Annotated in this window: 19 protein-coding genes; 15 read left to right on the forward strand and 4 right to left on the reverse strand. The window is 61.7% G+C overall.

Going from position 1 to position 21,462, the window contains the following annotated elements:
• The first annotated feature begins 5 nt into the window (after positions 1-5).
• From zwf to PQQ86_RS20300, 3 genes are all read left to right on the forward strand, one after another.
• Positions 6-1,607: a glucose-6-phosphate dehydrogenase gene (zwf, locus tag PQQ86_RS20290; protein ID WP_408270708.1), complete on the forward strand. Its 1,602-nt coding sequence runs from the start codon at positions 6-8 to the stop codon at positions 1,605-1,607.
• A 35-nt stretch (positions 1,608-1,642) separates the two neighbouring features.
• On the forward strand, positions 1,643-2,443 hold the full coding sequence (locus PQQ86_RS20295; RefSeq protein WP_408270711.1) for an ROK family protein: 801 nt from the start codon (positions 1,643-1,645) through the stop codon (positions 2,441-2,443).
• Positions 2,444-2,584: 141 nt separating this feature from the next.
• Positions 2,585-3,151 carry a YbhB/YbcL family Raf kinase inhibitor-like protein gene (locus tag PQQ86_RS20300; RefSeq protein ID WP_408270713.1) on the forward strand — a complete coding sequence of 189 codons (567 nt, stop codon included), beginning with the start codon at positions 2,585-2,587 and terminating at the stop codon, positions 3,149-3,151.
• Positions 3,152-3,220: 69 nt separating this feature from the next.
• Here PQQ86_RS20300 and PQQ86_RS20305 read toward each other — a convergent pair whose 3' ends face one another.
• Entirely contained in the window at positions 3,221-4,216 is a 996-nt protein-coding gene (locus tag PQQ86_RS20305) for an aldo/keto reductase (RefSeq protein WP_408270716.1), read from the reverse strand.
• A 467-nt stretch (positions 4,217-4,683) separates the two neighbouring features.
• Here PQQ86_RS20305 and PQQ86_RS20310 point away from each other — a divergent pair, with 467 nt between their 5' ends.
• The 5 genes from PQQ86_RS20310 (at position 4,684) to PQQ86_RS20330 (ending at position 9,538) form a co-directional block, all read left to right on the forward strand.
• A complete protein-coding gene (locus PQQ86_RS20310; protein ID WP_408270718.1) occupies positions 4,684-6,876 on the forward strand; it encodes a TonB-dependent receptor in 2,193 nt (730 codons plus the stop codon).
• Between the two features lie 77 nt (positions 6,877-6,953).
• Positions 6,954-7,637 (forward strand): Fe2+-dependent dioxygenase, encoded by a 684-nt coding sequence (locus tag PQQ86_RS20315; RefSeq protein WP_408270721.1) that lies wholly within the window; start codon positions 6,954-6,956, stop codon positions 7,635-7,637.
• Positions 7,634-8,356 (forward strand): PepSY-associated TM helix domain-containing protein, encoded by a 723-nt coding sequence (locus PQQ86_RS20320; RefSeq protein ID WP_408270724.1) that lies wholly within the window; start codon positions 7,634-7,636, stop codon positions 8,354-8,356. Before PQQ86_RS20315 ends, PQQ86_RS20320 begins: the two co-directional genes overlap by 4 nt.
• Before the next feature lie 133 nt (positions 8,357-8,489).
• Complete coding sequence (locus PQQ86_RS20325; RefSeq protein ID WP_408270727.1) at positions 8,490-9,179, forward strand: nitroreductase; 690 nt, start codon at positions 8,490-8,492, stop codon at positions 9,177-9,179.
• 47 nt (positions 9,180-9,226) lie between these two features.
• Positions 9,227-9,538, forward strand: a complete 312-nt coding sequence (locus PQQ86_RS20330; protein WP_408279250.1) for a high-potential iron-sulfur protein — start codon at positions 9,227-9,229, stop codon at positions 9,536-9,538.
• Positions 9,539-9,577: 39 nt separating this feature from the next.
• Here the strand turns inward: PQQ86_RS20330 and PQQ86_RS20335 are convergent, their stop codons facing one another.
• Positions 9,578-9,928 (reverse strand): DOPA 4,5-dioxygenase family protein, encoded by a 351-nt coding sequence (locus PQQ86_RS20335; RefSeq protein ID WP_097395052.1) that lies wholly within the window; start codon positions 9,926-9,928, stop codon positions 9,578-9,580.
• A 30-nt stretch (positions 9,929-9,958) separates the two neighbouring features.
• Positions 9,959-10,432, reverse strand: a complete 474-nt coding sequence (locus tag PQQ86_RS20340) for a GNAT family N-acetyltransferase (RefSeq protein ID WP_408270730.1) — start codon at positions 10,430-10,432, stop codon at positions 9,959-9,961.
• Between the two features lie 888 nt (positions 10,433-11,320).
• Here PQQ86_RS20340 and PQQ86_RS20345 point away from each other — a divergent pair.
• From PQQ86_RS20345 to PQQ86_RS20375, 7 genes are all read left to right on the forward strand, one after another.
• Entirely contained in the window at positions 11,321-11,794 is a 474-nt protein-coding gene (locus PQQ86_RS20345) for a hypothetical protein (RefSeq protein ID WP_408270732.1), read from the forward strand.
• A 139-nt stretch (positions 11,795-11,933) separates the two neighbouring features.
• A complete protein-coding gene (locus tag PQQ86_RS20350; RefSeq protein ID WP_093634247.1) occupies positions 11,934-12,296 on the forward strand; it encodes a hypothetical protein in 363 nt (120 codons plus the stop codon).
• A gap of 92 nt (positions 12,297-12,388) precedes the next feature.
• A complete protein-coding gene (locus PQQ86_RS20355) occupies positions 12,389-13,684 on the forward strand; it encodes a TolC family protein (RefSeq protein ID WP_408270735.1) in 1,296 nt (431 codons plus the stop codon).
• 11 nt (positions 13,685-13,695) lie between these two features.
• Positions 13,696-15,240, forward strand: coding sequence for an efflux RND transporter periplasmic adaptor subunit (locus PQQ86_RS20360; RefSeq protein ID WP_408270738.1), 1,545 nt, complete (start codon positions 13,696-13,698; stop codon positions 15,238-15,240).
• A complete protein-coding gene (locus tag PQQ86_RS20365) occupies positions 15,237-18,443 on the forward strand; it encodes an efflux RND transporter permease subunit (RefSeq protein ID WP_408270741.1) in 3,207 nt (1,068 codons plus the stop codon). The genes PQQ86_RS20360 and PQQ86_RS20365 overlap by 4 nt, the downstream gene beginning before the upstream one ends.
• On the forward strand, positions 18,440-18,790 hold the full coding sequence (locus PQQ86_RS20370) for a copper-binding protein (protein ID WP_408270744.1): 351 nt from the start codon (positions 18,440-18,442) through the stop codon (positions 18,788-18,790). Before PQQ86_RS20365 ends, PQQ86_RS20370 begins: the two co-directional genes overlap by 4 nt.
• A gap of 140 nt (positions 18,791-18,930) precedes the next feature.
• Positions 18,931-19,212, forward strand: a complete 282-nt coding sequence (locus tag PQQ86_RS20375; protein ID WP_408270747.1) for a hypothetical protein — start codon at positions 18,931-18,933, stop codon at positions 19,210-19,212.
• Positions 19,213-19,252: 40 nt separating this feature from the next.
• On the opposite strand, the gene PQQ86_RS20380 is transcribed toward PQQ86_RS20375, so the two are convergent.
• Positions 19,253-21,214 (reverse strand): hypothetical protein, encoded by a 1,962-nt coding sequence (locus PQQ86_RS20380; RefSeq protein WP_408270749.1) that lies wholly within the window; start codon positions 21,212-21,214, stop codon positions 19,253-19,255.
• Positions 21,215-21,462 lie beyond the last annotated feature (248 nt).

Below are 21,462 nucleotides of genomic sequence, written 5' to 3' on the forward strand. Positions count from 1 at the left end.
ATCCCATGTCGACTACTCCGAACACCCCAACTTCAGCCAGTCGCGAACCTAGTTGCAAAGTCAGCGCGGGTCCGCATGAGGCGCCGTCGTCGCCGGCCGGCAAGCGGCCTGCGCCGCCTTGCACACTGGTGATCTTCGGTGCGGGCGGTGACCTGACCAAACGGTTGCTGATGCCCGCGCTGTACAACCTCGCGGTGGACGGCCTGCTCGATGACGGCATGAAGATCATCGGCGTGAATCACGGCGAACGCGAGACGAGCGTATGGCGCGAAGACTTGCATAAGTCGCTGCAACAGTTCGCCGCCGACAAAGCCAGCACCTTCCACGCCGGCAAGCTCGATGACAACGCGTGGGACTGGGTCGCGCAGCGGCTCGAATACATGGCCGGTGAGTTCGAAACCGACGACACGTTCGCGAAGCTCAAGCAAAAGCTTGATCAATCGCCGGGTGGCAATGTGATTTTTTACCTGGCGGTCACTGCGCGCTTCTTCAAGCCGATCGTCGAGCATCTCGGCAACGCGGGCTTGCTGAAAGAAGGTGAGGGCGATGCAGGCGGCTTCCGCCGCATCGTGATCGAGAAACCATTCGGCACCGATCTCGCTTCGGCGCGTGATCTGAACGCGCACATTCTGTCGTACGCGGACGAGTCGCAGGTGTATCGCATCGATCACTTTCTCGGCAAGGACACCGTGCAGAGCATTCTCGCGGTGCGCTTTGCGAATGCGCTGTTCGAACCGATCTGGCGGCGCGAATATATCGACAGCGTGCAGATCACCGCGGCCGAAACGATCGGCGTGGAGGGACGCGGCAAGTTCTACGAGCAGACCGGCGCGTTCCGCGACATGCTGCCGAACCACCTGTTCCAGCTGCTCGGCATGGTTGCAATGGAGCCGCCCAATTCGTTCGATGCCGAAGCCGTGCGCGACAAGAAGGCCGAAATCTCCGACGCGATCCAGCCGCTGACCGCTGACGACGTCGTCTTCGGTCAATACGAAAAGGGTCCGGCGGGCATCGGCTATCGCGAGGAACCGGACGTCGCGCCGGACAGCACGACCGAAACCTACGCGGCCGCGCGTGTGTACGTGGAGAACTGGCGCTGGGCAGGCGTGCCGTTCTATCTGCGCACCGGTAAGCGGCTCGCCGCGCGCCGCACGGAGATCTCGGTGCAACTGAAGCCGGTGCCGTTCCGTCTGTTCCGCGACACGCCGGTCGACGCGCTGACGCCGAACGTGCTGACCTTGCGCATCGATCCTGCGCACGGCACGAGCTTCGATTTCAATGTGAAGACACCGGGGCCGGTGATGCAGATCGGCGCGGTGCAGTCGTCGTTCGACTACGCGGACTTCTTCGCCGAACGGGCCAACGTTGGCTACGAGACCTTGCTGTACGACTGCATGCTGGGTGACGAGACGCTGTTCCAGCGCGCCGACAGTATTGAAACGAGTTGGTGCGCGGTGGACGACGTGCTGCACCCGAAGACCGGCGGCGCGATGCCGGTGCATGGTTACGCTGCCGGCAGCGAGGGGCCTCCTGAAGCAGACGCGCTGCTCGCACGCGACGGCCATGCATGGCGGCCTTTGAAGCAGGATGCAGTCGAAAAGAAGTAATTCCATGAGGCGCACCAATACAATCGGGGGACACCGTGGCCACACGTAAGACGAAAGTAAAAAGCAGTACCGAGCGGATTCTGGCGATCGATGTCGGTGGCACTGGCCTGAAAGCCGCGATCATCGATGCGGACGGACAGATGAAAACCGACCGTTTGCGCGTGCCGACGCCGCATCCGTGCACGCCGGATCAACTGGTGGACGCGTTGGTGAAGCTGGTCGAGCCGCTTGTCGCAAAGGAGCCACCGACGCTGATGTCGATTGGCTTCCCGGGCGTGGTGCGCAACAACCGTATTTTGACGGCGCCGCATTTTGGCGTTGAAGGCTGGCACGATATTCCGCTTGCGGATTCGCTGGCGCAGCGCCTCGGCGGTCTGCCGGTGCGCATGATCAACGACGCGGAGATGCAGGGCTTTGCCGCGATCGAAGGCCACGGCATCGAGCTCGTGCTGACGCTCGGCACGGGCGCGGGCACAGCATTGTTCCGCGATGGCGAGTTGATGCCTCACCTCGAACTTGCGCATCATCCGGTCAGCAAGAAGGGGGTGGCGTACGACGAATACATCGGTGACGCGGCGCGCGAGAAGGCAGGAAACAAGCGCTGGAATCGCCGGGTCGAGAAGATAATCGGCATTCTCAATTCGCTGGTGAACTACGACAAGCTGTGGATTGGCGGCGGCAACGCGGCGCGGCTGACGTTCAAGTTGCCCGCAAACGTCGCGACCGTATCGAACGATGCGGGAATCGAAGGCGGTGCGCGTTTGTGGCATCCGAAGTCATTGCGTGAGACGCGGCAGTTGCCGGAGGCGAATGAGCGGACGGGCCGGTTCAAGTGAGGCGTGATGTGCCGATGAATTCGTTGCGCGTCGGCGGAATAAAGCGGCCGGTCGATACGTTTGTCACCGGTGGCCGTGACGCGCGTTTGTTGCGGCACGACCTTTTTCAGCTTAGCTAACTTATACCCGGGGAAGCCAACAATGATTCGAAGCGATACCGCTGGCGTTGCACTACGCCCGTTATTGGTCAGCATGTGCGCCGCGCTGACTTTTGCTGCAGTGAATGCCCGCGCGTCCGACGCATTCGCGCTGTCGTCACCGGGTTTGGCCGACGGCGGCACGCTGGATTCGAGCCATGCGGCGAGTGCGAACAATTGCGGTGGCGGGAATGTGTCGCCGGCCTTGCAATGGCGGAACACGCCTGCCGGCACGAAGAGTTACGCCATTACTATCTTCGATCCGGATGGCGCGAAGGGTCTGGGCATTGTCCACTGGGTGATGTATGGCGTCGCGCCGTCGGCGACCGGGCTTGGCGCGGGTGCGACGCCGGCCGGTAGCGTGGCCGGAACGAACCGGACGGGTGGTCCTGGCTATTACGGACCCTGCCCGCCGGTCGGAGACGTACCGCATCATTATGTTGCGCAGGTTTATGCGCTTGATTTACCACCCGACGCATTGCCGGCAGGATTGACGCGCGACGCGTTGCAGGCGGCTATGAAGGATCATGTGCTCGCCGCAGCGAGTACGGTGCTTCGATACGGACGGTGATCGGGTGGTGATTTCTATGCCTTCGATGGCGGCCGCCGGGCAACCGGCGCCGCCGTCACAGGCGCCCCACTACCGGGCCGCATCACCCCATCGATATTCGTGACTCACCTCATCAAGCTGCGTCTTAACCTGTGCATCGAGCACAAGCTCCGAAGCCGACAGCGTATCGCTCAACTGCTCAGCGCGACTGGCGCCAATAATCGCCGATGTAATCAGCGGATTCGCCAGCACCCACGCAAGAGAAACCCGAGTCAAAGACTCGCCCGTCGGCGTAGCGATCGCCTTCAGTTTCTCGATCGTTTCGAACTCGCGCTGATGCCAGTACCGCTCCTGATAGATGGCTCCCGCCTTCCCGACGGTTTCGGTGAATCGCCCGGACGCGGGCGCAGCATCCACCCGATGCTTACCGGTCAGCAAACCACCCGCTAGCGGGTTATAAGGCATCACGGCCAATTGTTCTTCATCCGCCAAAGGCAACAACTCGCGCTCGATCTGCCGGAACAACAGGTTATAGCGAGGCTGCACCGAAACAAACCGCGCCACGCGCAGGACATCGGCGCGACCCAGCGCCCGCGCCAGCCGATACGCCAGGAAATTCGACACGCCGATATACCGCGCCTTCCCAGATCGCACGATTACGTCCAGTGCTTCGAGCGTCTCATCGAGCGGGGTGTTCGCGTCATCGGAATGCAGTTGGTACAGGTCCACGTAGTCGGTGCCGAGCCGCCGCAGCGATGCGTCGATCGCATCCAGCAGATGTTTGCGCGACGCGCCTTGATCCCACGCTGACGGCCCCATCTTGCCGACCGCCTTCGTCGCCAGAATGAAGCGGTCGCGTTTGCCCTTCAACCACCGTCCGACGATCTCCTCCGTGCGTCCGGCAATACTTTCGCCGGCGCCGAGCGGATAAACGTCGGCGGTATCGATGAAGTTCACGCCGGCGTCCGCCGCCGTGTCGAGAATTCGCCGCGAGACGTCTTCTTCAGTCTGCAGGCCAAAGGTCATCGTGCCGAGACACAGGCGCGAAACGGTCAGGCCAGTGCGGCCGAATTTGCGGTATTGCATGGTCAACTCCGAGGATGGACGGGACAGTTGCGGTATGCGGTGTTGTAAAAAGGATAAACGGTGTGGCGATTTCTCGTTTGGCCACTGGCACACGCAAGAGCAGTGAGTTGTTAGCATTTAGAAAGCTTTCCGTGTCACTCAATTGTCTAGCAAGTACTCGAAGTTGCCATGTGTCGGGCTGCTTACCATTACAAGTTCGTAATGTTTGGTTGACCGCGAAGCCTCGAAAATTACGTATTCCCTACATTGGTAAAACTTAGAAATAATTCCATTACACCCGGCAAGGTTCGCCGCGATTGATGCGTCTTTATGCATATGGAATGATATCGATTCTCATTTAACAACTAGCCAGCCATCCCGTCGTCTTTGCTCCAAGCAGGAGACCGGCAGCCAGCCAATTGCGGTTTTGTCATTGATTCCATGTCGAGCATGCGGATCGGGCAAGCGCATATCCGACGGGATTTCCCATGTTCAATCACACGCCGCTTGCGACTGCGTTAGCGCTAGCTTTTGCCGTTCCATTTGCCTCGCCCGCCGTCGCGCAGACCGCTCCGCAAGCTGCGTCGCAGCCGTCGGCGCAGAGCGCGCCGTCGCCCGCAGTGGCCGACAACGCGACCTTGCCGACCATCGGCGTCGCGGCGCAAGCCGAACAACAGGATTTCCAGGCAGAACGCTCGACGGTCGGCGCAAAGACGCCCACCGCATTGCGCGACATTCCGCAGACGGTGACGGTAATCAACAAGGCGGTGCTCGCCTCCCAGGGCGCCACGTCGTTCCAGGACGCCCTGCGCAATGCGCCGGGCGTGACGATTGGCGGGGCCGAAGGCGGCCAGATCGGCAACAACGTCAACCTGCGCGGCTTCACCGCGCAGAACGACATCTATCTGGACGGCTTCCGTGATCGCAATCAGTACTATCGCGACACCTTCGACCTCGAAGAACTCGAAGTGCTATACGGTCCGTCGTCGATGTTGTTTGGCCGTGGCTCGACGGGTGGCGTGATCAACCAGGTCAGCAAGAAGGCGAACCTGAAAGACTCGGCGGAAGTCACGGGCATGATCGGCACCGACGACCGCTATCGCAGTACCGTCGACGTGAACCATAAGCTGACGGACACCTCGGCGATTCGCCTGAATGCATTCGGCCAAAGCCTCGGTTCGACGCGCGACGAGATGAAAAACAAGGACTACGGTATCGCGCCGGAAGTGCGCTTCGGCATCGGCACGCCAACTGAAGTCACGATCTCCGCGCTGATCCAGCACAACTACGACATGCCTGACTACGGGGTGCAGGCGTTGAACGGCCGCCCATCGCCAGTGCCGAAGAACACGTTTTATGGCTTGACCACCGATCGCACGATTCAGGACGTGCAGACGGTCACCGCCGCGATCAAACACAAGTTCTCGGACCAGCTCACGCTGACGAACCAGACGCAGTTCTCGCACTCGATGACCGATGCGCGCGAAACCGCGCCGCAAGCAGTGCTGACAGGGCCGCTTGCCACCAGTACGGCGCTGACCAACGGCAATTTCACGACGCTGTCGCCTTCGCAACTGTTCATCAAGTTGCAAAGCCACGACCGTGTGATCGAAAACCACTCGCTGTACAACGACACCTCGCTTCAGTACAAATTCGACACCGGGCCGCTCAAGCACGAGTTGATTGCCGGAGTCGACCTGGGTCACGACAGCTATTCGAATCAGGCCTACACGCGCAACAACTTGCCGGTTGTTTCGATGGTGAACCCGGCGTATCTGTCTTCGCCTGCCGGTGTGACCACCACGGTCGGCAACCGCGCCGACTCTGGCTCGAACGAAATTGGCGCTTACGTGAACGACACGGTGTCGATCGGCCAGCACTGGAAGGTGATCGGCGGTTTGCGTTGGGATCGCTTCCAGGCGCAGATCCACAACACGGTCAGCCTGCCGGGCTACGCGACGCAAACCAACTTCTTCACCAGCGTTCGCGCCGGCGTGATTTATCAGCCGACCGACTGGCAGTCGTACTACGTGTCGTACGGCACGTCGTTCGATCCGTCGCTCGAGGCGCTGACGGTCACTAACCTGACGCAGAACCTTGCGCCGGAGTCGACCAGGTCGTATGAAATCGGCGGCAAGTGGGATCTGCTGGGCGGCAATATTTCGGTGAACTCCGCGTTCTTCCGCGAGGAAATGACCAATGCCCGTACGCAAGTCTCGCCGACCGAATATGAACTCGACGGCGACATCCGCGTCGACGGTTTCCAGGCGGGCATCACGGGACACATTACCGACAAGTGGCAAGTGTTTGGTGGCTACACGTACATGGACGCGATCGTCCTGAAGGCGCTCGACGGCACCCAGGGGCACACACCGGCCAACACGCCGCGCAACACGCTGACGTTCTGGACCACCTACGCGATCACGCCGCACTGGGAAATCGGCGGCGGCCCGACCTATATGTCGCCGCGCTACGCGTCGAACACGAACTACGTGCAGGTGCCGGGCTACACGCGCTGGGATGCGACTGCTGCCTATCACGCGAAGAAATACGACGTCCGGCTAAATCTGCTGAACCTGACCAACAAGATGTACTACGACGCGCTCATCCAGTCGGACGGTGGCCGTTCGGTGCCGGGTATTGGACGCACGCTGCTGGCGACGTTCGACTACCGGTTCTGAAGCGTGCCTCATTGATACGGTAGGCTTGCTGTTCTCGCCAACGGCAGGCCGACGTAACGAGGCCAAGGAAACTCAAAATGCTGCTGCACATTCCGAATGTACTGAACGCCGAGCAGTTGCGCTTTGTGCGCGAGCGGCTCGACAGCGCCGGCGACGCATGGGTCGATGGCCGCGCGACCGCCGGTTATCAGGGTGCGCCGGTCAAACGCAACCAGCAGATCGCCGAGCATTCACCGCTCGCGCGTGAACTCGGCGATGTGATTCTCGCGTCGATTGAGCGCAACCCGCTCTTCATTAGCGCGGCGTTGCCGAATCAGGTTTATCCGCCGCTCTTCAATCGCTACGAAGGCGGCATGGAATTCGGCAGCCATGTGGACGGTGCGGTGCGGGTGCTGCCCAACGGCGTGAAGCTGCGCACGGACGTGTCGGTGACGCTGTTCCTCTCCGAACCCGGCGAATACGACGGTGGCGAACTCGTTGTCGAAGACACCTACGGCGTGCAACAGGTCAAGCTGCCGGCGGGCGACATGATCGTCTATCCCGCCACCAGTCTGCATCAGGTCACGCCGGTCACGCGCGGTGCGCGCCTCGCCAGCTTCTTCTGGGTGCAGAGCCTCGTGCGCAGCGACACGCAGCGCGCTTTGCTATTCGATATGGACACGGCGATTCAACGTCTGAACGCCACGCATGCCGACGATGCCGCGCGCCGCAGCCTCGTCGGTTGCTATCACAACCTGTTGCGCACCTGGAGCGAAACGTGAGCGTACCCGAGGCTATTGAATTCCGACCGGCTGAGGCCATCGACGCCGAGGCGGTCGAACCGCAGCGGCTCGACCGCGACGAGCTGAAAGCACGGCAGCAGCGCTCGCGCCGCGCTACCTTCGTCAAATGGCTGCGCAAAGTGCATGGCTGGATCGGTTTGTGGGGCGCTGCGCTGGGTTTACTGTTCGGCACCACGGGTTTTCTGTTGAATCATCGTGGCGGGCCGCTCAGGGTGTCGACCGGCGAGCCGCAGGTGTCGGTTGTGCAGGTGCCGTTGCCGCAACCGGCGCCAGAAACGCCACGCGAACTCGGCAAGTGGCTCAAGCAGGAACTGAAACTGGCCGGCAGTCCGGGACGCGCGCAGAAAGAGCCCGCACATCCGGTCGCGTGGGGCGAGCGCAGCGTGCTTCAGCCCGAGCACTGGCAGCTCACCTTTTCGTCGCCGCACGAAAACACCGCCGCGGAGTATTGGGTCGGCAATGGCTATGTGACGGTCAAGCGCAGTGAAAACTCGTTTCTCGCGACGCTCACGAATCTGCACAAGGGCGTCGGCTTGAGCGTCGGCTGGGTGCTGCTGATCGATACACTGGCGGGCAGCATCATTCTGCTGTCGCTCACCGGCGTCCTGCTTTGGACGGAGTTGAACAAACGCAAGACCGTCGGCGCGGTGTTGGTGATGGGGTCTATCGTCGCTGCCGTGTGTATGGGGCTGATCTAGCAGACCCTGAGGGCGCGCCGCAGCGGTTGGCGCGCGCGCCGGGAACCCTGCACGCCTGCCAGCGGAAAAGTGGGTGCTCGCGCTAGAATCGTCGCAGACCGCCAAAACCGTTGGCCCTGCCGGATTTCTGCCGATGACCACGTCCCCCAACCAGGTCGACGCCGCGTTGATATCGCGACGGTCGATCCGCGCCTTTCTGCCCACGCCGGTTGCGCGCGCCGATATCGAGGCGATTCTCGAAGCGGCCAGCCGCGCCCCGTCGGGCACCAATACTCAGCCGTGGAAAGTGTATGTGGTGACGGGCGAGTCGCTCGCACGCCTGTCGCAGGCTTTGGTCGCCGCCTACAACGACCCTCAGCGCGATGCGCTGTACCAGGAAGAGTATCGCTACTATCCGCACCAATGGGTGTCGCCGTACATCGATCGCCGCCGCAAGATCGGTTGGGATTTGTACGGCCTGCTGGGCATCGAAAAGGGCGACAAGGCGCGCATGCATGAACAGCATGCGCAGAACTACCGGTTCTTCGGCGCGCCGGTTGGCCTGTTCTTCACGATCGAGCGGGTGATGGAGCTCGGCAGCTGGCTCGACTACGGCATGTTCCTGCAAGCGATCATGACGGCGGCGCGCGGGCGCGGCCTCGACACCTGTCCGCAGGCGGCCTTTACGCAGTTTCATCGGCTGATTGCCGAGCATCTCGGCCTGCCGGCCGAAGAGCAGCTAGTGTGCGGCATGTCACTCGGTTTCGCCAATGAAAGCGCGCTGGTCAATACGTTACGCACGGATCGCGAACCGGTTGAGCGGTTCACGCGATTTCTCGATTGAACCCGATCGACGGGTATCCCCACTTTCCATCTTCCAATCGGACCATGATGAAAACCTCACGCCGCCATTTTCTGATGCTGAGTGTGGGCGTGAGCTCATCGCTCATGCTGTCGCGCGTCGCGTTCGCCGATACCGCGAACGCACTGAGCGAAGCCGATCCGAAGGCGCAGGCCGTCGGCTATAAGGAGGACGCATCAAAGGTCGACAAGGCGAAGTTCCCTGGCTACGCCGCCGGACAAACCTGCGCCAACTGCTCGCTATTCCAGGGCAAGCCCACCGATGCCTACGGTGGCTGCACGCTGTTCGGCGACAAGCAGGTCGCCGCGCGTGGCTGGTGCAGTTCGTATTCGAATATGTGACCGGGCTAGCGGCCGTGCGCCGCTACAAGTTCTTGGCACCTAGTTCAACGCGCTCAGTACGAGCTCATGCGAACGGCCGATCCACAGCGCCGCGTCGCGGTGGTCGCGCAAGGCGTCGCCGGTATTTGGATGCAGAAAAATATCCAGCGCGCCGTGATTCAGCGTGAGCCAGCCGACGAGCTCGGCGAACTGCTCCTGCGCGAATGCGAGCTGATACGACCACATTGGGTGTGGTCCGACCGGGCGTTCGTGAAAGCGGCCCATTTGCAGTTTGCCGTTCCAGTGCGCTTCGATTTGCTCGCGAAAGGTCCACGCGGCGTCGCGGCTACCTGAATCGAAGTAAACGTGGGCGTGCCAGCTCTCGATGGCCGAGGTGTCGCGAAAGGTCATAGCGGGTTTCGTTCCGTCTTTGTCAGACGGTCATTCTGCTCGAATTTGCGCCGACGCGTGCGGCGCGCGCCGCATCAGAAACTCTATTTCTTCTTCGGCGACGATTTCGAAGCCCAGGCGCTCGTACAGGCGCCTGGCGGGATTGCCTTTGAGCACCTTGAGGCTGACCGGCAATGCGTCGGCCTGCGCGGCCTGCAGAACGGTTTGCAGCGCGCGCTCGCCGATCCCGCGGCCTTGATGCTCGGGCGCGATCTGCACTTGCACGACGAACCACTCGGTTTCGGTGCGATACGCTTTCAGCAAACCAGCCGGCGCGCCATCGACGCAAATCACCTGTGCGGCATCGTAGCGATAGCGCAGACGCGCGAGATGCTGGGTATCGTCGACCATTTCGCCGGCACGCGCCAGATGCTCGGCCATGGTGGCTTTGCGCAGTTCGAAGAGAAAGCGCTCGTCGGCTTCCAGCGCGGGGCGCAGGGCAAGGGCAGGTTCTTGAACGGACATGCGGGTAACGTTTCCGGTGCGCGGGCGGTGAGAAAGAATTGTCGCGGATTGTTGCAGCAGCAGCGCTTTTTTACCACGCGCTTGTGTTTCGGGCGCTTACGCTCACGGCTCAAGTCTGAAGAAACCGCCACGCTGCGGCGATTCGGCAAACTGGCCTGCCAATTCCCCTCGTTTCGCGCAATTGCATTTTTGTGTGTTCACATAAACTGTTTTCCATGGAGCGACAAGTCACCGAGCCCATCGACGCGGTCTTCCCCCGCGTTGTTTTGAACCGTACCGTTGATGGCAGTTTGCCGCGTTTGACCAACGCGGCAGGGCAGTAAAGCAGTAGGAAGTCGAAGCAATGCAAATAGTGCGCAATCGCAGCAGCCATGCGCACGAATCAGCAGGGGGTTGCAGCGAGGCGATGTTGATGGCGAGGGACCGAGCTGTAACGCAATACCGTAACACCGCAGTAAAGCAGTACCGCAATAACGCATTAGCAGTTCAGGTAGCAACAGCTTTAGTAGTTTGTGATGGTTATAAAAGTCGGCAAGCATCCACGCGCCTGTACGACTCTTCCATCCTGTCCGGCCCTGTTCCCTCGCGGGAACAGGGTTTTTTTTCGTCGGTGCGGCCGATGTGACTTGTATTTATTCGATCCGAACCTATATGGCAGCGTTGCATTTCCGGCCAGCCGTAGCGGAAAATCTGCTCGCGCGCGGCGAGACGCTGCGCACATTGGAGACTTTGAGTTGTTTAAGTCTGTCTTAATAGTTGCTTGCCATGATGGCTACACAGACTCACATTAAGGGCCTGTCAAGCCGCCGGCGCATCGGCGGCGTTTGCCACCGGAGAGCACAGCATTCGGTGGCAAAACCGAGAGTTAGCGAAGGAGGTTGAATCGATATGTCCAGTAAATCGCGAGTCCGCAAGTACACCCAGCCGGCCATGTCTCCGCTGCTGCGCGCGCTGACCTATAGCCGCACCGCCCACGAGCCGGTCACCGAGGCGATGCTCCTGCAGTGCTACACCGCCCTCGATGCATTCCGGCGCGGTCGGGGCACGCGGGATTTACACCTGACCTTGAGCCGGCATCTGCTGGTGTCGCAAGAATTAGCGCGTCTTGGTCTCGGCGAAGACGTCATTGCCGATATCGAAAGCGCGCATGCGGCGATGGTGCAGCTCGACGCGCGTGAGCATCACGACGGTGCCTGGATGCTCGAGGACAGCGAATACGCCCGTCTTTGCACGGCGCTGGCGATTCTGGATGGGCAACTGTCGATCGCATCGTTGAGCGAGATCGCGAACGCCGAGGCGAAGATGATCGAGGGGCTGATGAGATCGGCCCATACGCAAGCGATTGTCGAAGCGACCGTTTAAGCAACGTCGCGCTCTGCCGTAAGCTAGCACTCAAACGAAGAACGCCCCGCATGGGGCGTTTTTTCGCTTCAACGCCGATCCTGCTGTTATTAGCCAATCCGATGCACCCGGTTAAATTACTGCGGCTATAATCTCCGGCATGAAATTTCTGCGGACTTTGCTCCTTCTGTTGTTATGCGCTGCGCTGCCCATTAGTGGGCTGGCGGCCAGCGGCTTGACGGGAGAATGTCCGATGCAGATGAGCATGAGTGCCGACGAGAGCGACGCGATGTCGGCTGACATGCCCGGCTGCGAGTCGATGCATTCATCGCAGCCCGAAAAAGCCAAGGGCTTTTTCTGCAAGGTAATGGCTCAATGCCAAATCGGCAGTCTGTATCACCCGGTCTCTCCGACCGGAATAACCCGGCCAGCCGGGTTGTCGAGCACCGTTGTTTTCCACTACGCGCAGTCGCTGCCGGTTCGTGAGCCGACCGGACCGTGGCGACCTCCTCGCGCCATCTAATCCCTTGCTGACAGGTTCACCGCATTTGCGGTGAGGTCGTCCTGCGTTCAGGACGTGGACTCCCTCTGGGAGTTCGCCGTTGGGGTTAGAACATGCCATTCACTATTCGCACGCCGTTAACCCGGCGTGCACCACTGCGCGCGCGTTCGCTTTTCGCCGCGCTGATTCTCGCGAGCGGCGCGGCACACGCTCAGCAAGCAAGCTACACGCTCGATGCGGCGCTTCAGGCCGCCACCGACCGCTCTTCCGCCATGGGAGCCGCACAGGCCTCTGTGCGCGCCAGTTCCGATGCCGCGGTCCGGGCCGGGCAGTTGCCCGATCCGATGCTCAAAGCGGGTATCGACAACCTGCCGGTGAACGGATCGCAACGGTTCACCATCGGTCAGGACTTCATGACGATGCGTCGTATTGGCATCGAGCAGGAATGGGTATCCGGTGATAAACGCCGCCTGCTCTCCGCCCGGGCCAGCGATGTGGTGGACCGCGAGCGAGCCAGCTATTTGTTGCAGCTCGTAAACACACGGCAACAAACGGCGGCTGCGTGGTTGAGCGCCGTCTATGCAAAGCAGGCGCTCGCGTTGCAGCAGGAGTTGGTGCGTCATATGGACCACGAACTGGACGCGACGAAAGCGTCTTACCGGGGAGCCAAGGCAAGCGCAGCCGACGTCGTGCAAGCACAGGCGATGCTCGCGCAGACCCAGGATCAGCTGCTCAAAGCACAACAGACATTTCAAACCGCACTGATCGGGCTCTCCCGCTGGACTGCTACGCCTGTTCTCGATGTGAGCGGCGATCCGCCCGCGCCGCAATCGTATGTGTCGTCTCTGCCACCCGAGGAGCTTCGCGACGTTCAGCCGGTGCTCGTGGCCGCTTCGCGGGACATCGCCGTCGCCGATGCCGATACGGCTGTCGCCAACAGCGACCGCAGTCCCAACTGGACGTGGGAAGTCTCTTATCAACAGCGTGGCGGGCAGTACTCGAACATGGTTTCGGTCGGGGTCAGCATTCCGCTGCCGATCAATCGCAAGAATCGCCAGAACCGCGACGCCGACGAGAAGGCGGAACTCGGCACCAAGGCGCGGCTGATGTACGAAGACACGCAGCGGCAAGTCGAAGCGGATATCCGCACGCAGTCGGCGACGCTTGCCAGCGGCCGCGAACGCGTCACCCATCTCACCGACTCCCTGCTGCCCGCTGCGGACCGGCGCGTCCAGCTCGCTGCCGCGGCCTATCAGGCAGGGAGTGGGTCGCTTGCGGACGCGTTTGCTGCCAGACGTGCGTTGCTTGACGCGCAGCTACAGGTGCTTGACCTTCGGCGCGAGGTGTCCCAGACCTGGGCCCAGCTCGAATACCAGGTCGTGCCCGCGTCGATGTCCATCAGCCAGTGAAGGAGAACACCATGCAAAAGAAACAACTGGCACGCGCGGTTCTCGTTGCGTTCGCCGCCGCCGCTTTGTTAGGCGCAGGCTACCTGGCCGGCGCGCGTCATTCCACGCAGGCGGGTTCGGCTTCTGCCGCCACGATGCCCGCCACGGCATCTGCGGCAGGCGATAAGACCGACCCGAAGACGGGGCGCAAGGTGCTGTACTGGCACGACCCGATGGTTCCGAATCAGCATTTCGACAAACCGGGCAAGTCGCCTTTCATGGACATGCAGCTCGAACCGGTCTTCGCCGATGACGCAGGCACGAGCGGCGTCAAAATCGATCCGGGCTTGCAACAGAACCTCGGCATCCGCTACGCAACGGCGCGACGGCAGGACGTCACCGAAGGATTCGATGCCGTCGGAACCACGCAATTCGACGAATCGCGCGCCGACGTGGTGCAGTCGCGCGTCACGGGCTACATAGACCACCTGTACGCGGACGCACCGATGCAGCGGATAGCGAAAGGCGCGCCGATCGCGTCGCTCTTCGTGCCGGACTGGCTGGCGCCGCAGGAAGAGTACCTCGCGCTTAAACGCAGTGGTATGGACAGCAGCATGCTCGATGCGGCTCGCGCGCGCATGCGGGCGATGTCGATACCCGACGGTGTCGTTGCGAATCTCGACCGGAGCGGAAAGGCGCAGACGCATGTCGTGCTGACCTCGCCGGAAACGGGCGTGGTCAGCGAACTGAACGTCCGCGATGGCGCGATGGTGACGCCCGGGCAGACGCTCGCCAAGATCGCCGGGCTCTCGACGTTGTGGCTGATCGTCGAAATACCGGAATCCCTTGCGCTGACCGTGCAGCCCGGCATGACGGTGGACGCGGCATTCGCGGGCGATCCCACTCAGCACTTCAAAGGGCAGATCCGCGAAATCCTGCCCGGCATCAGCACGGGCAGCCGCACGCTGCAGGCGCGTCTCGAGATCGACAACGCCGCGTTCAGGCTGACGCCGGGCATGTTGATGCGTGTGCGGGTCGGCGCGCAGAAACCGGCCTCGCGTCTGCTCGTTCCATCCGAAGCGGTCATCACGACCGGCAAGCGCACCGTGGTTATCGTCAGAAACGGTGATGGCCGTTTGCAGCCGGTGAATGTCACTGTCGGCAAAGATACAGGCGACGAAACCGAAGTATTGAGCGGCTTGGCGGATGGCGACCAGGTCGTGGCGTCCGGTCAGTTTCTGATTGATTCGGAAGCCAGCCTTAAATCGGTGCTTCCTCGCCTCGCGGGGAGCGCCAACGCAGGTCCGAGCGCGCCCGCATCCGCGCCCGCCACGACCGGTGCATCCCAAACGTACGAGACCACCGGTAGGGTCGAAAAGGTGACCGCCGATGACATCACCTTCTCCCACCAGCCGGTCCCGGCTTTGGGCTGGGGCAAGATGACAATGGCATTCGGCAAACCATCGCCCACGGCCTTTCCGGACGCAAAACCCGGTGACGTAGTGCACTTCGCATTCCGGCAGACGGACAGCGGCTACCAGTTGACGACCGTCGAACCGGTAGGAGGCGCCAAATGATCGCGCGTCTTATCAGATGGTCTATTTACAACCGCTTTCTGGTGCTGCTTGCCACCGTGCTCGTCACCGCATGGGGCGTCTACTCGGTGACGCAAACGCCGCTCGACGCGCTGCCAGACTTGTCCGACACGCAGGTCATCATCAAGGCGTCGTACCCGGGCAAAGCGCCGCAAGTCGTCGAGGACCAGGTCACCTATCCTCTCACCACGACGCTGCTAGGCGTGCCGGGGGCGAAAACCATTCGCGCGTATTCGTCATTCGGCGATGCGTTTGTCTATGTCCTGTTCGACGACAAAACCGACCAGTATTGGGCACGTTCCCGTGTACTCGAGTATCTGAATCAGGTGCAGAGCAGGCTGCCTCCTGGCGCGACGGTATCGCTCGGGCCCGATGCAACCGGTGTCGGCTGGGTCTACGAATATGCACTCGTGGACCGGAGCGGACAGCACGACCTGGGACAGCTTCGCGCACTGAACGACTGGTTCCTGAAGTTCGAGCTGAAATCGGTACCGGACGTGTCCGAGGTCGCGAGCATTGGCGGCATGGTGCGTCAATATCAGGTTGTTCTCGACCCGGACAAACTGCGCGCTTACGGCATTACGCAGGCAATGGTCGCCGACGCATTAGGCAAGGCGAATCAGGAATCGGGCGGGTCAGTCGTCGAGATGGCGGAGTCCGAATACATGGTGCGCTCGTCCGGTTACCTGCGCACGCTCGATGACTTCCGCAACGTCGTCCTGCGTACGAACGAAGCCGGTACGCCCGTGCTGCTGGGTGACGTCGCGCGTATTCAGATCGGCCCCGAGATGCGGCGCGGCATCGCAGAGCTGAACGGTCAGGGCGAAGTGGCGGGCGGGGTCATCGTGATGCGCTCCGGCAAGAACGCGTTGACGACGATCGATGCGGTGAAGGCAAAGCTCGCCGACCTGAAGCGTTCGCTGCCTGCGGGCGTCGAGGTCGTGACGACATACGATCGCTCACAGCTGATCGAACGCGCGGTGGACAACCTGAAGGACAAGCTCATCGAGGAATTCATCATCGTCGGACTCGTCTGCGCGATCTTTCTATTCCATCTGCGCAGTGCGTTCGTCGCGATCCTGTCGTTACCCTTGGGCGTGCTGGCCGCCTTTATCGTGATGCGGTATCAAGGCGTCAACGCGAATCTGATGTCGCTGGGCGGCATTGCGATTGCCATTGGCGCGATGATCGACGCGGCTATCGTGATGATCGAGAACGCGCACAAACATCTCGAAGCATACGAGCACGCGCATCCCGGCAAGGCGATCAGTTCGGCTGAACGTTGGGAGCTCATTGCCACGTCGGCCGCCGAGGTCGGGCCGGCGCTGTTCTTCTCGTTGCTCGTCATCACGTTGTCGTTCATTCCGGTGTTCTCGCTCGAAGGCCAGGAAGGCAAGCTGTTTTCCCCCCTGGCGTTCACGAAGACCTACACGATCGCAGCGGCAGCGGGGCTGTCGGTGACGTTGGTGCCGGTGTTGATGGGTTTGCTGATCCGCGGCCGCATTCCGCACGAGAACGCGAACCCGATCAACCGCGTGCTAATCCGGCTCTATCGCCCGGTGCTGGAGGCGACGTTGCGTCGTCCTTGGGTCGCGATCGGTCTGGCGGTGGTTGCGCTCGCAGCGTCGGCGATTCCGCTTTCGCGGCTCGGCGGCGAATTCATGCCGCCGCTCGACGAAGGCGATCTGCTGTATATGCCGACAGCGCTGCCGGGCATCTCGACGGAGAAAGCGAGTGAACTGCTGCAGCAGACCGACCGGCTCATCAAGACTGTCCCGGAGGTGCAGACTGTGTTCGGCAAGTCCGGCCGCGCTGACTCGGCGACCGACCCGGCGCCGCTCGAGATGTTCGAGACCACGATTCAGTTCAAGCCACGCAGCGAGTGGCGGCCGGGTATGACGCCGGAGAAGCTGGTCGACGAACTGGACCGCACCGTCAAAGTGCCGGGGCTTTCGAACGTGTGGGTTCCGCCTATCCGCAATCGGTTGGACATGCTGTCGACGGGTATCAAGACGCCGGTCGGCGTCAAGATTTCGGGCCCCGACCTCGGGCAAATCGACAAGGTCGCAACGCAGGTCGAAGCAGCGGTCAAGACCGTGCCCGGTGTGACGTCCGCACTGGCCGAGCGCCTGAACGGCGGCCGATACATCGACGTCGATATCGACCGGCTGGCAGCGGCACGCTATGGCCTCGCGGTTGCCGACATCCAGTCGATCGTGTCCACCGCGGTCGGCGGCGAAAACGTCGGCGAGGTCATTGCCGGCCGGGAGCGCTTTCCGATCAACGTTCGCTATCCACGCGAGATTCGCGATTCGCTCGAGAAGCTGCGCGAGTTGCCGGTCGTGACTGAGCGTGGCGCGCAAATCCAGCTGGCAGACGTAGCACACGTCACGATTGCCGATGGCCCGCCGATGATTCGCAGTGAGAACGCGCGGCTCGCCGGTTACGTGTACGTCGATATCCGCGACACGGACCTGCACTCGGCCGTGCAGGCCATGCAGCGCGCGGTCGCAGAGAAAGTAACGCTGCCCGCGGGCTATTCGATTGCGTGGTCCGGTCAGTTCGAATATCTGGAGCGAGCGGCGGCGAAGTTGCGCACCGTTATTCCCGTGACGCTGGTGGTCATTTTCGTGCTGCTTTTTCTGACGTTCAACTCCGTAGGTGACGCGCTGCTGCTGATGTCGACGGTGCCCTTCGCGCTGGTCGGCGGTTTCTGGTTTATCTGGATGCTGGGGCACGCCGTGTCCGTCGCGACCGCTGTGGGATTCATTGCGCTCGCAGGCGTCGCCGCGGAGTTCGGTGTCGTGATGCTGCTTTACCTGAAGGGTGCGTTGAATCGCAGACTCGACGCAGGCGAACCGCTGACTGAAGCGCTGCTTCTCGATGCGATTCGAGAGGGGGCTGTACAGCGTGTGCGTCCCAAGGCGATGACGGTCGCGGTCGTGCTTGCCGGTCTCATACCCATCATGGTCGGACACGGCGCTGGCTCGGAAGTCATGCAGCGCATCGCCGCGCCGATGGTGGGCGGGATGATCACGGCGCCCATCCTTTCGATGCTGGTCATTCCCGCCGCGTGGTTTCTGCTGCAACGCCGCCGCGCGAAGCGTATGCCGGACGCGCGGCTTTCTCACGCAGTACCTTCCGGCACAACCGTGCCAACTACTCAAACTGGAGAACTTCAATGAAGAAATGGATTGTTGCGTTTGCTGCTTTCGGCGCCACGGCTGCGGCCCCCGCGTTTGCGGGCGACGATATGACGGGGATGAACATGTCCATGAAGCCGGCGGCTTCAAAGGACTCGCCGAATGCGGCCCTCACGGATGCGGTGGTGAGAAAAGTGGACCCGGCCTCCGGCATGGTCACGCTGAAACACGGCGCGCTGCAGAACGTCGGAATGCCGGCAATGACCATGGCCTTCAAGGCGAAGGATGCCGCGATGATCAAGCAGATTCACGAAGGCGACAAGGTGAAGGTGCGCGTTGAAGACGTCGACGGCACGATGACCATCGTGAAACTGGAAAAAGCGTCGTAATGCGTTGTTGATGCAAACTCGCGGGCTTGTTACTTGGGCCTGCGAGTTTGCTGGGCTGCGGTCGGGTGATTGGCCGATTGAATTCCTGCGCTAAACTCCCGGAGCGCCCGGTGACGGCGACCCACAAGGAGACAGGTGTTATGGAACGCTCTGAATTCCTCGCAGTCACGCGGCAACTGGCGGCCGCCGCTGAGCTTCTAGCCAAGGCCGGTCCAGAGGAGTGGCGATTCGGCGCGTTCCAGATGCTCGCGTTCTTCCGCCGATACGACCAGCCGGGTTCCGGTTCGAATGCAGTCGTAACGTCCAACGACGAACTGTTCGCGAGCACCGGCCACGCCGCACTGACGATGGCGGGACGCAACGAGTTTGCTGCGTCCCACGCACTTCTCGAGCAGGCCCGGTCGCTTTTGCCGGCGGCATGAAAGCCGCTGCGATGGGCCGGCGTTTCTTGTTTGTCCTGCTCTAATTGTTGTACTGCGTCATGTCGTAGTACGTGGTCCCATTCTGCCCACCGCCCAATTGCACGAGCCGCGAACCACCGGACGTCAACGCCGGGAACGGGCAGTTCGTGCAAGTCTGTACACCCGCGGCATTGACCCCCGCAAAGACGGTGGTTTGATACTGACCGACCGTTGTGTTGTTCGGCGCACCGATCGAGAAGCCATCGATTGCAGTCGTCGAGCCTGAGCCCGTTCCAGGGGAGGCCTGGATCTGCACTGACGTCACCGGATACGCGAGATTCTGTCCGTTCACGAGGCTCGACCACGTCACGCTCATCGCGTACTGCACGCCGGCCAGCGACCCGGCTGGCGTGAGGAACTGGGTCGCGAAGTCCGGCAGCAGCGTCGGCCACGCGACCGTGCTACCCGCCGCCGCGTTCAGCGGGCTGCCCGGATTGATGATCGACGACTGGCCGAGCTGCGCGCCGTTCTGGTCGTAGAACGTCACGGTGTAGGTCGAGCAGAGCGGCACGGTGCTCGCGTCGATCGATTGCGCCGAGTAGTAGCCGCTCGAAGCTGCCGGCGTGAAGTTCGCGGTCGACGACAGCGACTGCCATGACCAGCGATACAGCTCTGTATTGCTGTTGGTTGTGGCGGGCGAAACCGGCGCCGCGCTCAATGCCTGATCCGACAGACCCAGTGAGCTGATGCCGAGCGCATTGCGCTGCATCAGCCAGACTGGCGCAGCAAGGCCAGGTCCCGTGACTGAAGCCGAATACACCGTAGGATTCGAAGTGGTCGGAATCGCAATCTTAAGACCCGACTCGTAACGGTTCACATCGTTCAGCTTCGAATCGAGGAAGGTGCGACGCTGGATTTGCGACATGATCGACGCAGCGAATTGCGACTGATTGCCGATCAGATCCCAGCCGAGCTGCGTGCCGTTGGCGAGCGTGACCGGCGTGGAGAGCTGTTGCGCAATGGTGTAGAGCACACCGGCTGCCGTGCCGTTCGCCAGCGTGACCGGCAACTGCACGAGCGCAAGCTGTTTGCCGTTACTTGTGAAGAAGGCGAGCGTCTTCGGCGAACCGAACACCGCACCCGTTAAGGTCGCTTCCGTCAGACCATGGGCTATGGCCAGATCGGTTGAGCCGCTTTCGAGGTAAGCAGAGTCGATTGCCGGCGAGCATGAGGTGTTGAGCGTGCCGGTCGCCGCGCAGGCAGTCAGCAGGGACGCAAGCGGCTCCAGATAGTTGGCCGCCGCGGACGGCGCTGCCAGCACGACCGATTGGGAAGTCTGGTTGTTCAGCACGATGGTCGTGCCAGGCGCCGCATTCGACAGCAGCAACAGGCCGCCGTTGGCCGCCGATACGACCGACACAGTATCAATCACCGCATCGGCGCCGGTGTGGTTCGGCGTAAAGGCCATACCGATGGGATCGAAGCCCGCTGTCAGGATGCCGTTCTGCGTGAGGATTTTCGTCAGCATCGTGTCGAGCGTGATGGTGGCGATCTGCACGGACGGCAGCGTCACCTTGGCCAGTGCCGTGGTGGACGCGAGGTCGAGCGGGTTGCCCGAAGCGGTCAACATCGCGGCAATCGCGGTGGTCAGCGTGGTGACGTTGGCTACAGCCGGCGCCGTGCCGCTCGGCAATTTGGCGAGCACGGAGACGAGCGGGGCGGAGATGCCAGTGGCGTCGGTGGCGACGATCAGGAACGGCGCGGTCATACCCTTCACCGAGATCGTGTACGCGCCCTGGGTGTTGGTGGTGGCCGTGGCCTGAGCGCCGGTCGCATCGGTCAGCGTGACGGTTGCGCCCACCACAGCGCTGCCGGTGGCGACCGTGCCGTTCACCGAGGTGGCCGTGACCGTCGAGGTGCTCGACGACGTTGAACTGGAACCGCCGCCGCCGCAACCGCCGAGTTGGAACAACGTAAAGGCCACGGCGGCCGCGACGCCGCTACGCACTAACGATCGATGCATGAATTTCCCCGATGCCCTGTTTATATGATTCGTTTGTTATGCCGGCAGATTATGCCGATAAATTCGATTGCATTTGCCGCGTCGGTTTATCGGATTGAAAGCAGATTATTTGCTGCCTTTAATCCACACACAATGCGTTCACCGCGCGCGCTTAAGCGTTGGGAGAATACTTCAAAGTGGCGTTGTTGTGTCGCGTGGGAGAGCGACTGAATAGGAGAATATGAAAGGTAGTCGCGTTTGCGAACCCG

The organism is Paraburkholderia sediminicola (genome assembly GCF_046026675.1).
Classification (GTDB): Bacteria; Pseudomonadota; Gammaproteobacteria; order Burkholderiales; family Burkholderiaceae; genus Paraburkholderia; species Paraburkholderia sediminicola_F.

Coding starts and splice junctions, on each gene's coding strand:
- PQQ86_RS20380 (WP_408270749.1), bottom strand. CDS start 21,214: ATGCATCGATCGTTAGTGCGTAGCGGCGTCGCGGCCGCCGTGGCCTTT.
- PQQ86_RS20375 (WP_408270747.1), top strand. CDS start 18,931: ATGGAACGCTCTGAATTCCTCGCAGTCACGCGGCAACTGGCGGCCGCC.
- zwf (WP_408270708.1), top strand. CDS start 6: ATGTCGACTACTCCGAACACCCCAACTTCAGCCAGTCGCGAACCTAGT.
- PQQ86_RS20300 (WP_408270713.1), top strand. CDS start 2,585: ATGATTCGAAGCGATACCGCTGGCGTTGCACTACGCCCGTTATTGGTC.
- PQQ86_RS20325 (WP_408270727.1), top strand. CDS start 8,490: ATGACCACGTCCCCCAACCAGGTCGACGCCGCGTTGATATCGCGACGG.
- PQQ86_RS20345 (WP_408270732.1), top strand. CDS start 11,321: ATGTCCAGTAAATCGCGAGTCCGCAAGTACACCCAGCCGGCCATGTCT.
- PQQ86_RS20315 (WP_408270721.1), top strand. CDS start 6,954: ATGCTGCTGCACATTCCGAATGTACTGAACGCCGAGCAGTTGCGCTTT.
- PQQ86_RS20310 (WP_408270718.1), top strand. CDS start 4,684: ATGTTCAATCACACGCCGCTTGCGACTGCGTTAGCGCTAGCTTTTGCC.
- PQQ86_RS20330 (WP_408279250.1), top strand. CDS start 9,227: ATGAAAACCTCACGCCGCCATTTTCTGATGCTGAGTGTGGGCGTGAGC.
- PQQ86_RS20350 (WP_093634247.1), top strand. CDS start 11,934: ATGAAATTTCTGCGGACTTTGCTCCTTCTGTTGTTATGCGCTGCGCTG.
- PQQ86_RS20340 (WP_408270730.1), bottom strand. CDS start 10,432: ATGTCCGTTCAAGAACCTGCCCTTGCCCTGCGCCCCGCGCTGGAAGCC.
- PQQ86_RS20360 (WP_408270738.1), top strand. CDS start 13,696: ATGCAAAAGAAACAACTGGCACGCGCGGTTCTCGTTGCGTTCGCCGCC.
- PQQ86_RS20370 (WP_408270744.1), top strand. CDS start 18,440: ATGAAGAAATGGATTGTTGCGTTTGCTGCTTTCGGCGCCACGGCTGCG.
- PQQ86_RS20355 (WP_408270735.1), top strand. CDS start 12,389: ATGCCATTCACTATTCGCACGCCGTTAACCCGGCGTGCACCACTGCGC.
- PQQ86_RS20365 (WP_408270741.1), top strand. CDS start 15,237: ATGATCGCGCGTCTTATCAGATGGTCTATTTACAACCGCTTTCTGGTG.
- PQQ86_RS20305 (WP_408270716.1), bottom strand. CDS start 4,216: ATGCAATACCGCAAATTCGGCCGCACTGGCCTGACCGTTTCGCGCCTG.
- PQQ86_RS20335 (WP_097395052.1), bottom strand. CDS start 9,928: ATGACCTTTCGCGACACCTCGGCCATCGAGAGCTGGCACGCCCACGTT.